This window comes from Neoroseomonas rubea (genome assembly GCF_016106015.1).
GTDB lineage: Bacteria > Pseudomonadota > Alphaproteobacteria > Acetobacterales > Acetobacteraceae > Neoroseomonas > Neoroseomonas rubea.
This window is the reverse complement of the sequence record NZ_JACADQ010000142.1, coordinates 1-9,907: the sequence shown is the minus strand read 5'-3', so window position 1 is coordinate 9,907 and position 9,907 is coordinate 1. Positions and strand designations below refer to the sequence as shown.

The following is a 9,907-nucleotide window of genomic DNA, read 5'->3' as shown; positions in this document are numbered from 1 at the left end:
GCCGGCCGCGCGGCCGCCAGCGCGAGCGGCACCGCCAGCACGGCCGCGACCGTGGTGCCCAGCGTGGCGAGCGCCACAGTTTCCCCCGCCCGGCGCGCGAGGTCGCCGAAGCCGGAGAAATCGGGCGGTATGCCGCCGGCGAGCCAGCCCGCGAGCCGCGGCAGCCCCTGCCACAGTCGCGCGAGGTCAGGCTCGACCAACCAGACGCAGGCCGCCTGGACGGCCAGGAACAGCGCGATCCAGCCCGCCGCGCGCATCAGGATTGCGACAGGCGTCCGAGCGCGCGGCCGGCGGCCTCGATCGGCGCATAGGTTTCGGGTGTCGCCGGCACCCAGCCCGTGTAGTTCGTGGGCAGGTGCCCGGCGGTGGTGGCGAGCGCGGCGGCGCGCAGCGCGTCCCGCGTCGCGGCGTCGAGGTCGCGGCGCACCGCCAGCGCGTCGTTCGGCAGAGGGTCGCTGCGCCAGACGATGCGCAGCTGGTCGGCGCGCACGCGGCCCGCCGCGACCATGGCATCGAGGTTGCGGTCGAAATCGGTCGCGAGATCGACCTGCCCCGAGGCGACGGAGATCACGTTCGCCGCATGGCTCGCCCCGTCGCGGTAGCGGAAGAAGCTGCGCGGGTCGATGCCGCGCGCCTGGAACCAGTGCTGCGGGATCAGCCAGCCGCTGGTCGATCCCGCATCGGCGAAGGAGATCGACATCCCGCGCGCATCCTCCGGGAAGCGGGCGATCGGCAGGTCGGGCTTCGCGATGATGATGGCGTGGTAGGTCGGGCGGCCCTGGTACAGGACGGTCGCGATCGCGTCCGCCCCCGCCCGGGCGCGCGCGAGCACGAAGCCCCAGGGCCCCATCCAGGCGGCATCTGCCTGACCGGAACCGAGTGCGACCGCGATGCCCGCCCAGTCGGTCGCGACGCGCAATTCGTAGCGCCGGCCGAGCGCGGCGGCGAGACGCGCGAAGAAGGGCTCGAAGGCGCGGCGCGTATCGCCCGCCGTCGGCTGGAAGGGGCCGACGGCGAAGCGCAGCGGCGTCCCCTGGGCCACCGACGGGCGGGTGAGCGCCACGGCGAGGCCGGCGGCGAGCAGGGGGCGGCGATGCATGGTGGTCTCCTGGTCGGTGCGGTGGCTTCGCCGCCATCGGATGTGCGGTTACGCGCCCGGCCCCGCATCGTTCAGCGCCCAGTCATAGGCATGATCCGCGATGGCGGTCGCGGCGGCGAGCCGTGCGGCGAGCGGCGGTGCGGCATGCTGGCGCAGATGCGCGACGCCCCCCGCCTCGGTGCCGGAGAAATCCTCGCGGAACCAATGGTAGATGGAGGACACGCGCAGCCTTCCATCGGCCAGCGCCGTGACGCCGCGCGGATGGTTCACGAAGGCGCGCGCGGCCTCGTCCAGGTCCCGTTCCAGCGTCGCGGCGCGGAAGGCGCGCGCGGGCAGGTTGGGGCAGCCGATCGAGGCGCAGTTCACCGCGTAATGCACGCGCGGGTCGCGGAAGGTCGGGCGCATGACCCCGTGCTCGATGTCGTCGAGCGACATCGCGCGGCCTTCGATGGTGACGAGCCGCGTGCGCCAGGGCCCGTTGAACTGCCGCGGGTCAAAGGGCACGCCGGTCGAGCGGATGTCGCGAATCGAGCGCACCGGATGGCGGTCCAGCACCACCTTCAGCGTCAGCGCATTGTACAGGTTCGCCCAGAAGGCGAAGGCCTCGGCGCGCGCCATGGCGGAGGGGCGGCGCGCGGCGGCCGCGGCGATCCAGGCCTCGAGCGCCGCCATATCCGCGGCTGCCGCCTTCCACCGCGCATAGGCGACGCGCGCGACGCCATCGGCCGGCAGCGAGACATACCTGGCGAGCAACGCGTCCAGCGAGCCGTCCCCCGCGCGCCGGCGCGGCGAGGGCGAGGGCCGGAAGGGCCAGGATCGTGCGGCGCGGGGCGGTCATGGGCCGGTTCCAGGGTGGGTCGGTCGCGGTTTCGCGGCGCCCGCGCCGGCGGTTACGCTCCGCCCCCGGCGTAACCGCCGGAACCGTCCGCGCGAAGCCGTGTCGGTGCACAGGAAGCAGGCGATGCCCGATCCCCGACTTGCCTCGACGCGGCGCGCGCTGGTCCTGGGTACGCTCGGCGCCACCACCGCGCTCGCCGCCTGCGCGCCGGCGCCCCAGGCCGACCTTGCCCTGATCTACAACCCCTCCGCCCGCCACCACGGCATCGACCGCAACCCGATCATCGTCATCCCCGGCCTGCTCGGCAGCCGGCTGCGCGACCCGGCCTCGGGCCGCATCGTCTGGGGCGCCTTCGACGGCAACGCGGCCGATCCGGCGACGCCGGACGGGGCGCGGCTGGTGGCCCTGCCCTTCACCGAGATGATGGCGACGCCTGGGTCCGCGGTGCGGCCGGACGGTGTGCTCGACCGCGTGCGCATCCGCGTCGCCGGCATCCCTATCGCGCTGCGGGCCTATGCGGAGATCCTCGGCACCCTCGGCGTCGGCGGATACCGCGACCAGGCGCTCGGCCTGGGCGGCGAGGTCAGCTACGGCGACGACCACTTCACCTGCTTCCAGTTCGACTACGACTGGCGGCAGGACAATGTGGCGAACGCCCGGCGGCTGATGGACTTCATGCGCGAGAAGCGGGCCTATGTGCAGGGCGAGTACGCGCGGCGCTTCGGCGTGCGCGACGCGCCGGTGAAGTTCGACATCGCGGCGCATTCCATGGGCGGGCTCGTGGCGCGCTACGCCATGCTGTATGGCGGGGCGGACCTGCCGGCGGATGGCGCGCTGCCGCCGCTGACCTACGAAGGGGCGGGGCTGATCGCGCGGCTGATCCAGATCGGCACGCCGAACGGAGGCTCGCTCGATGCCTTTAAGGCGCTGGTCGATGGGCGGGATTTCGGCGCGCCGGTCGTGCCTGCCTACAGCCCCGCGATCCTCGGCACCTTTCCGTCGATGTACCAGCTGCTGCCGCGCGCCCGTGCCCGTGCCGTGATGGCGGGAGAGGAGGTACTCGACCTGCACGACCCGGCCACCTGGCGGCGCATGGGGTGGGGGCTCGCCAAGGCGGATATCGACCGGGATCTCGCGACGCTGATGCCCGGCGTGGGCGATCCGGCGGAGCGGCGGCGCCTTGCGTTGCTGCTGCAGGGGAGGCTTGTCGCCCGCGCGCGCGCCTTCGCCGCGGCGATGGACCGGCCTGTCGCCCTGCCCGCGGGGACGGAATTGATGATCGTCGCCGGCGATGCGATGCCGACCGCGTCCCGCATGCGGGCCGACCCGGGCAGCGGCGGCGTGGTGCAGGTCGCGACGGCGCCGGGGGATGCGCTGGTGCTGCGGGATTCGGCGCTGCTCGACCTGCGCCAGGGGCAGGACCCGCGCGACCCGGTGGTGCGCAGCCCGCTCGGCTTCAGCCGCACCCTGTTCCTGCCGCGCGAGCACCTCGAGATCACGCGCGACCCGACCTTCCGCAACAACATCCTGTTCTGGCTGCTGGAGGAACCGCGGATCGCGGGGGCTGCGGCGCCGCGTGCTATTCCGCCGCCGCGGGCAGGAGGCTTTCCCCGGGCCTCAGGCGCGTGAACGCGACCGACTGCCAGCCGAGCGCGATGCGCCCGTCGGCGAGCGTCGCGATCGTCGCGGACAGCCCCTGCGCCTCGTCGCGCGTGTCCGGAAAATCCTCCCGCCAATGGGCGCCGCGGGATTCCTCGCGCGCGAGCGACGCCGCCACGATGGCGCGGCTGACCAGCATCTGGGACTTCAGGTTCAGCCAGTCATGCCAGGTGAGGTTGAAGGCGCGGTTGGCGCCATCGACGCCGGAGGCATCGAGTTCCGCCTCCAGCGCATCGAGGCCGCGCGCCGCCTCGGCCAGCCCTGGCCCGTCGCGCAGGATGCCGGCCTTGTCCCACATCAGCTCCAGCAGCGCGTCGCGGATCGGCGAGAGGTTCTTCGCCGGCCTGCCGAAAGGCGAGGCGACGAAGGCGGCGGCCTCATCGAGCGCGGCTTCGTCCGGATCCTCGAAGGCGCCTTCGCGCGGCACCCAGGCGCCCATCGCATCGCCGGCGATGCCGCCGAAGACGGTGGAATTCGCGACACCGTTGCCACCCAGCCGGTTCGCGCCGTGCACGCCGCCGGTATCCTCGCCCGCCGCGAAAAGCCCCGGCAGGTCGGTGCTGCCATCGGCGCGGAACACCAGCCCGCCCATCATGTAGTGCGCGGTCGGCACCACCGGCACGCGGCCGGCGGCGAGGTCGAAGCCCATGTCGGCGCAGCGTTCCACCATGCCCTTGAACTCGCGGCGGACGCGCTCGGGGCCGAGATGGCCCATCTCGATCCACAGGCCGCCTTCCGCGTTCACGTTGCCGGCCAGGATCTCCCGCTGCATGGACCGGCTGACGATGTCGCGCGTCGCGCGTTCGCCGCGCGGGTCATACTTGTGCATGAAGCGCTCGCCGTCGCCGCCGAGCAGGTAGCCGCCGGCGCCGCGCAGCCCTTCCTCGATGATGGTCCCGGACATGCGCGTTCCTGGCCCCGCCAGCACGCCGGTCGGGTGGAACTGCACCATCTCCATGTCGCGCAGCTTCAGCCCCGCGCGCAGCGCCATGGCCATGCCGTCGCAGGCCTTGTCGCCGGATGGCGTGTGATACTTGTACATGGTCGGCCCGCCGCCGGTGCCCAGCAGCACGGCCTTGGCCTGCACGAACACGAGGCCCCCCGTGCGCATGTCCAGCAGCAGCACGCCGGCGATGCGCGATCCGTCCTTCGCGCGGATGAGTGCTACGGCGCGGTGTTCCTCCATGCGCTGGATGCCGCGCGCCCAGACCTGCTCGGCCAGGCGGTTGACGATCTCGATGCCCGTCAGGTCGCCCTTGTGCACGGTGCGGTCGAAGGTCTGCCCGGCGAAGGCCTTCTGGTGGATGGTGCCGTCGGGGTTGCGGTCGAAGAAGCAGCCCCAGCGGTTCTCCAGGTCCCGGATGCGCCGCTGCGCGCCGACCACCAGCGTCCAGGCGAGGTCCTGGTCGTTCAGCCACTTGCCGCCATCGAGTGTGTCCATGAAGTGGCGCTCGGCGGAATCCCCCGCGGCGATCGCCACGTTGTAGCCTCCCTGGACCATGCGGGTGCAGCCGCATTTGCCGAGCAGGCCCTTGACCGCGATGGTCACCTCGAGCTGCGGCGCCGTGTCCTTGGCGTGGAGCGCCGCGAGCAGCCCGGCGCCGCCGGCGCCGAGGACGAGGATGTCGGTGCGGCGGCGGGTGATGGGGGTCATCGGGGGCCTCGTGGGCTGGACGGCACGCCGCAGTCGCAGTCCTCCGCCGGGGCGGATTGCGGGCGCGGGGCCGGCACCGGCAGGTCGCGCTCCCCCGTGCCGAAGGCACGCCCCAGGACCAGCACCATCGTGACGTGCCCGAGCGGCGGCGGCATGACCTGCATCAGGAACAGCAGCGGCAGGGCGACCAGGCTGATCATCCCGCCCCCAGTCTTTCGAGCACCGCCTGGCGCCGCCGCGCCGCTTCCGCGTTCACCGCGGCGTAAAGGCTGCCGCCGTGCGAATCCATCGCCACCAGCAGCGGGCCGAAGCCCTTGATGCGGAACTTGTAGAGGCTCTCGGGGTTGAGGTCGTCGAGGTCGACATCCTCCACCGCCTCGATCCAGGTCGTCTCCAGTGCCGCCGCGCCGCCGACCACGGCAAGGTAGGCGCCGCCGAGGTCGCGGAACGCGTCCAGCGATCCCTCCCGCAGCCCGCCCTTACCGATGATGATGCGCACGCCCTCCCGTTCCATCAGCGGGCGGGTGAAGCGTTCCATGCGATCCGACGTGGTGGTGCCGACGCACACCGCCTCATAGCCCGAATGGTTCGTGCCGGACCGCTCCACCTTGCGCAGGTTCGGCGCGGTGTGGATCACGGCATGGCCGCGCAGGTCGAACTTCGTCCGCCGCCCATGGTCGAACATGTGGATCTGCGTCGCGTCGCGGATGCCGTAGAGCGTTTCCTCGAGCGTCACCGTGTCGCCGGCGCGGAGCGCGCGGACCTGCGCCTCGGTGATCGGCATGTGCAGGGTGTGATGCGCCATGGCCCTAGAACCCGATCTCGATGCCGGCGGGGGTGAAGGTCGCGCTCGCACGCCGCGCCGAATGGCACTGGATGTTCACCGCCACCGGATTCATCGTGATGTGCGTCGCGGCCGTTTCCACATGCACGGCGAAGGCGGTGGAATCCCCGCCCAGCCCCTGCGGGCCGATGCCGAGCGCGTTCACCGCCTCGCTCAACTCCGCCTCCAGCTTCGCCCCTTCCGCATCGGCGCAGCGCGAGCCGAGCGGCCGCGTCGCCGCAACCTTAGCAAGGTGCATGCACAGGTCCGACGTGCCGCCGACGCCGACGCCGACGATGGTCGGCGGGCAGACCTTTCCCCCGGCCTGGATCACGCGGTCCACCACGAAGCGCTTCACCGCGGCGACGCCATCGGCCGGGATCAGCATCTGCAGGAAGGAGCCGTTCTCGGACCCCGAGCCCTTCGGGATCATCTCGAGCCGCAATTCGCGCTCGGCATCGGTGAAGTCGATGTTGATGACGGGCACGCGCTCCCCGCAGGAGGTGTGCTCGTTCTTGCGGGTGATGGGATGCACGACCGAAGACCGCAGCGGGTGCTCGCGCGTCGCGCGCGCCGTGCCCCGCGCGATCGCTTCCTTCAACGCCCAGCCATCCACCTGCACGTGGCGGCCGACCAGGACGTTGAAGATCGGGATGCCCGTGTCCTGGCAGAGCAAATTGTCCATCCGTTCCGCCACGCCGATGTTCTCGATCATGGTGGCGAGGATGGTCTTCGCGGTCGCATCCGTCTCGCTGCCGTCCAGCCGCGCGAAGCCGGCCTTGATGTCGTCCGGCAGGATCTTGCAGGCGCGGATATACAGAAGCTTCGCCGCTTCCTCGATCGCCTCGGGCTCCACCCGCAGCGGCTCGACACCCGGCTTCGTCATCAGCGTCATGGCGCGCCTTTCCCTCCCGTTCAGACCAGCAGCGAGATGCCCGAGACCAGCAGCAGCCCCAGCAATACCACGCGGAAGCCCTGCGCGGGCAGCACCCGATAGGCGCGCAGCCCCAGCCAGGTGCCCAGCACCAGCGCGGGGGTGGCAAGCGCGGCCAGGATCAGCGACTGCGTGGTGAAGAAACCCGCCAGCGCCAGCCCCACCGAGGTCAGCGCCTGCATGAAGACGATGAAGGGCTGCATGAAGGCCCGCGCCCGGTCCTTGGGCCAGCCCTGGATGTCCGACCACATTGCCGGCAGGGCGCCGACGTAGCCGCCGATGCCGCCCAGGATTCCCGAGGCGAAGCCGATCGCGCCATCCGCCGCGCGGCTGCCGCGCACCTCCGGCGGCGCCATGCGCAGCGCGATGCGGGCCAGCATGTAGCCGGCATAGACCACCAGCAGCAGGCCGACGAAGCCCACGATCATCCCCGCCGGTCCGCGGGCGAGCACCAGCAGCCCGACCGGCACGCCGAGCAGCGAGAGCCCCACGAAGAACCGCATGCGCGGCCATTCGATCTGCTTCCACAGCATGGGCAGGCTCATGCCCTGGGAGATGAGGCTGCCGAGCACCAGCACCGGCGCAGTCAGCGTTGGCGGCACCGCGTGCAGCAGGATGCCCGCGGCCACCAGCACGAAGGCGAAGCCCGCCATGCCGGAGCAGAAGCCCGCGACGAAGCAGGCCCCGGCGACGAGCGCGGCCTCAGACCACATTGAGCAGGAAGAGCAGGCCGGCGAGCAGCGCGAGGCCGGCGGAGGCCGCGACCATGTCCTTCTGCCGCCGCCGCCAGCCGAGGAATTCCAGCGCCATCACGCGCAACCCGCCGGCCAGATGCGCGGCGAGCAGCACGACGAGGATCGTCTCGGCCGCCTTGACCAGCGGGTTGTCCGCCCAGCGGATAAAACCCTCGAGCCGCGCCTCGCCCTGGATCGCCGTGCCCAGCGCCCAGAAATGCAGCGGCAGGAAAAGTGCGAGCAGCAGGCCGGAGACGCGATGCACCAGGAAGGCGATCCAGGTCGGGTGCGAGCGCGGGCGCATGTCCATCAGGCATACAGCCCGATCGCGGCGCGGATGCCGAAGGCCGCGGTTGCGAGCCCCGCCGCCAGCCAGGTGATATCCGCCGCGCGCCCGCGCAGGCCGATCGTCTCGGCCGCGATGGCGCGCAGCCCGATCGCCCCGTGCAGCCCGGCGGCGAGTGCGAAGACGACGTAGAAGATCAGCCAGCCCTCATGCCCCTGCAGCCGGCCGAGGATCTCTCCCGCGCTCAGCCCGCCGCGCACCGCGCCGATGATGGTGACGAGATGCACGGTGACGGCCACGGCGAGCAGCATCGCCGTGACGCGCTGCACGACCCAGAGGTGTGTCTGTCCGCGGGCACGCCGCGCCTGCGACGTGTCGCTCACCGCCGCCCCAGCAGCGTGTCCCAGAACAGCGTCCGCTTCAGTCCGGCGATCGCCGAGGAAGGGTCGAGGTTCTTCGGGCAGCGTTCCGTGCAGGATTGCGTCGAATGGCAGGAATGGCAGCCGGCATCGCCGGCGACGGCCTCCAGCCGTTCCGCCCGGGCGCCGTCGCGCACGTCGTTCACCAGCGTCCAGGCGCGGTTCATCGCGGCCGGGCCGAGATAGTCTGGGTTCCAGGCGACCACGTCGCAACTGGCGTAGCAGACGGCACAGCCGATGCACTCGATGCCGGCATCGGCTTCCCGCCGCGCCTTGCTGCCCGGCGGCACGACCGCGAACTCCTCGGGCACCGCGCCATCGGGCGCGTCCTTCGGCTGGAAGGATCCCTTCGCGCGCTGCCACTTGTCGAAGAAGGGCGCGAGGTCGGCGGCGAGGTCGCGGATCACCGGCAGGTTCGCGAGCGGGCGCAGTTCCAGCGCGCCATCGGCATCGACCACCTTGCGCACATGCGTCCGGCAGGTCCAGCGCGCCCGCCCGTTCACCGTCATGGCGCAGGACCCGCACATGCCGACGCGGCAGGCGAAGCGATAGGCGAGGGAAGGGTCGATCTCGCGCTGGATGTGCGTGACGACGTCGAGCACGGTCTGGTTCGCGCGGGCCGGCACCTCGTAACGCGCGAAGCCGCCATCCGCGCCGCCGCGCCACACGCTGACCTTGAGGCTGGCCGCTTCGGCCATGCGCTTCTCCCCTGGACGCGCCCGAGACTACCGGCGCTGGACAGGCTGTCCAGCCCATGGCGAGGTGCGCGCAAGCGAAGGAGGAAACCCATGGCCGAGACGATCCGCGGCGCCGACATCCTGGTCCGGGCACTGAAGCAGGCGGGCACGAGCCGCATCTTCAGCCTGTCCGGCAACCACATCATGCCGGTCTATGACGCGCTGCTCGGCTCGGGCATCGAGATCATCCACACGCGGCACGAAGCGGCCGCGGTCCACATGGCCGATGCCTGGGCGCGGCTGACCGGCGAATGCGGCGTCGCCCTCGTCACGGGCGGGCAGGGGCATTCCAACGCGGTCGCCGCGCTGCCCACGGCGCTCGCGGGGGAAGTGCCGGTGCTGCTGCTGTCGGGCCACGCGCCGAACGCCGAACTCGGCCTCGGTGCTTTCCAGGAACTCGCGCAGGCGCGCATGGCCGAGCCGGTCTGCAAGAAGTCCTTCACCGCCAGCACGCCCGAGGCGCTGGCGCAGGAGGTCGCCTCCGCGATCCGCATCGCGCGCAGCGGCCGGCCCGGGCCGGTGCATCTCTCCCTGCCGACCGACGTGCTCGATGCGAAAATCGAGGCGCCGACGATCCGCGGCCCCTCGGCCTATGCCGCCGCGCCCGCGGCGCTGTCGGCCGACAGCGCCGCGGCGATCGCCGCCGTCATCACGCGGGCGGAACGCCCGGTGCTGGTCGCCCCGCCCGCGCTCTGCACGCCTGCCGGGCGGGGCGCGATCGCGG

Annotated in this window: 12 protein-coding genes and 1 pseudogene; 2 read left to right on the top strand and 11 right to left on the bottom strand. The window is 72.1% G+C overall.

The window, feature by feature from the left end:
- The 3 genes and pseudogenes from HW577_RS14205 to HW577_RS14195 all read right to left on the bottom strand — a co-directional run.
- Positions 1-257 (bottom strand): annotated as a pseudogene (locus HW577_RS14205) (phosphonate ABC transporter, permease protein PhnE); the annotation flags it as partial.
- The gene (locus HW577_RS14200) at positions 257-1,099 is read right to left on the bottom strand and encodes a phosphate/phosphite/phosphonate ABC transporter substrate-binding protein (RefSeq protein ID WP_198376792.1); all 843 of its coding nucleotides are present in this window, start codon (positions 1,097-1,099) and stop codon (positions 257-259) included. The gene HW577_RS14200 and the pseudogene HW577_RS14205, both read right to left, overlap by 1 nt.
- Positions 1,100-1,147: 48 nt before the next feature.
- Positions 1,148-1,852 carry a DUF547 domain-containing protein gene (locus HW577_RS14195; RefSeq protein WP_198376791.1) on the bottom strand — a complete coding sequence of 235 codons (705 nt, stop codon included), beginning with the start codon at positions 1,850-1,852 and terminating at the stop codon, positions 1,148-1,150.
- Positions 1,853-2,060: 208 nt separating this feature from the next.
- On the opposite strand from HW577_RS14195, the gene HW577_RS14190 reads away from it, so the two are divergent.
- Positions 2,061-3,566 (top strand): alpha/beta hydrolase, encoded by a 1,506-nt coding sequence (locus HW577_RS14190; protein WP_198376790.1) that lies wholly within the window; start codon positions 2,061-2,063, stop codon positions 3,564-3,566.
- Here the strand turns inward: HW577_RS14190 and HW577_RS14185 are convergent.
- Genes HW577_RS14185 through HW577_RS14150 form a run of 8 tightly spaced genes read right to left on the bottom strand, consistent with a single transcriptional unit; the run spans position 3,517 to position 9,144 of the window.
- Entirely contained in the window at positions 3,517-5,250 is a 1,734-nt protein-coding gene (locus tag HW577_RS14185) for an L-aspartate oxidase (RefSeq protein ID WP_198376789.1), read from the bottom strand. The two genes, HW577_RS14190 and HW577_RS14185, sit on opposite strands and share 50 nt — an antisense overlap.
- Positions 5,247-5,450, bottom strand: a complete 204-nt coding sequence (locus HW577_RS14180) for a hypothetical protein (RefSeq protein WP_198376788.1) — start codon at positions 5,448-5,450, stop codon at positions 5,247-5,249. Before HW577_RS14180 ends, HW577_RS14185 begins: the two co-directional genes overlap by 4 nt.
- On the bottom strand, positions 5,447-6,055 hold the full coding sequence (locus tag HW577_RS14175) for a fumarate hydratase C-terminal domain-containing protein (RefSeq protein WP_198376787.1): 609 nt from the start codon (positions 6,053-6,055) through the stop codon (positions 5,447-5,449). The genes HW577_RS14180 and HW577_RS14175 overlap by 4 nt, the downstream gene beginning before the upstream one ends.
- A gap of 4 nt (positions 6,056-6,059) precedes the next feature.
- Entirely contained in the window at positions 6,060-6,968 is a 909-nt protein-coding gene (locus tag HW577_RS14170; RefSeq protein WP_232474933.1) for a fumarate hydratase, read from the bottom strand.
- A 20-nt stretch (positions 6,969-6,988) separates the two neighbouring features.
- Positions 6,989-7,720, bottom strand: a complete 732-nt coding sequence (locus tag HW577_RS14165) for a sulfite exporter TauE/SafE family protein (RefSeq protein ID WP_198376786.1) — start codon at positions 7,718-7,720, stop codon at positions 6,989-6,991.
- Positions 7,710-8,051, bottom strand: a complete 342-nt coding sequence (locus HW577_RS14160) for a succinate dehydrogenase/fumarate reductase transmembrane subunit (protein WP_232474932.1) — start codon at positions 8,049-8,051, stop codon at positions 7,710-7,712. The genes HW577_RS14165 and HW577_RS14160 overlap by 11 nt, the downstream gene beginning before the upstream one ends.
- Positions 8,051-8,410, bottom strand: a complete 360-nt coding sequence (locus tag HW577_RS14155) for a succinate dehydrogenase/fumarate reductase transmembrane subunit (protein WP_198376785.1) — start codon at positions 8,408-8,410, stop codon at positions 8,051-8,053. The genes HW577_RS14160 and HW577_RS14155 overlap by 1 nt, the downstream gene beginning before the upstream one ends.
- Entirely contained in the window at positions 8,407-9,144 is a 738-nt protein-coding gene (locus HW577_RS14150) for a succinate dehydrogenase/fumarate reductase iron-sulfur subunit (protein WP_198376784.1), read from the bottom strand. Before HW577_RS14150 ends, HW577_RS14155 begins: the two co-directional genes overlap by 4 nt.
- Positions 9,145-9,234: 90 nt before the next feature.
- Here HW577_RS14150 and HW577_RS14145 point away from each other — a divergent pair.
- A partial coding sequence (locus tag HW577_RS14145; protein WP_198376783.1) for a thiamine pyrophosphate-binding protein occupies positions 9,235-9,907 on the top strand: 673 nt, incomplete at its 3' end.

What these genes read in the sequence shown, in the direction of transcription:
- HW577_RS14160 (WP_232474932.1), bottom strand. Translation starts at nt 8,051, where the DNA reads ATGGACATGCGCCCGCGCTCGCACCCGACCTGGATCGCCTTCCTGGTG.
- HW577_RS14170 (WP_232474933.1), bottom strand. Translation starts at nt 6,968, where the DNA reads ATGACGCTGATGACGAAGCCGGGTGTCGAGCCGCTGCGGGTGGAGCCC.
- HW577_RS14190 (WP_198376790.1), top strand. Translation starts at nt 2,061, where the DNA reads ATGCCCGATCCCCGACTTGCCTCGACGCGGCGCGCGCTGGTCCTGGGT.
- HW577_RS14175 (WP_198376787.1), bottom strand. Translation starts at nt 6,055, where the DNA reads ATGGCGCATCACACCCTGCACATGCCGATCACCGAGGCGCAGGTCCGC.
- HW577_RS14185 (WP_198376789.1), bottom strand. Translation starts at nt 5,250, where the DNA reads ATGACCCCCATCACCCGCCGCCGCACCGACATCCTCGTCCTCGGCGCC.
- HW577_RS14165 (WP_198376786.1), bottom strand. Translation starts at nt 7,720, where the DNA reads ATGTGGTCTGAGGCCGCGCTCGTCGCCGGGGCCTGCTTCGTCGCGGGC.
- HW577_RS14200 (WP_198376792.1), bottom strand. Translation starts at nt 1,099, where the DNA reads ATGCATCGCCGCCCCCTGCTCGCCGCCGGCCTCGCCGTGGCGCTCACC.
- HW577_RS14180 (WP_198376788.1), bottom strand. Translation starts at nt 5,450, where the DNA reads ATGATCAGCCTGGTCGCCCTGCCGCTGCTGTTCCTGATGCAGGTCATG.
- HW577_RS14150 (WP_198376784.1), bottom strand. Translation starts at nt 9,144, where the DNA reads ATGGCCGAAGCGGCCAGCCTCAAGGTCAGCGTGTGGCGCGGCGGCGCG.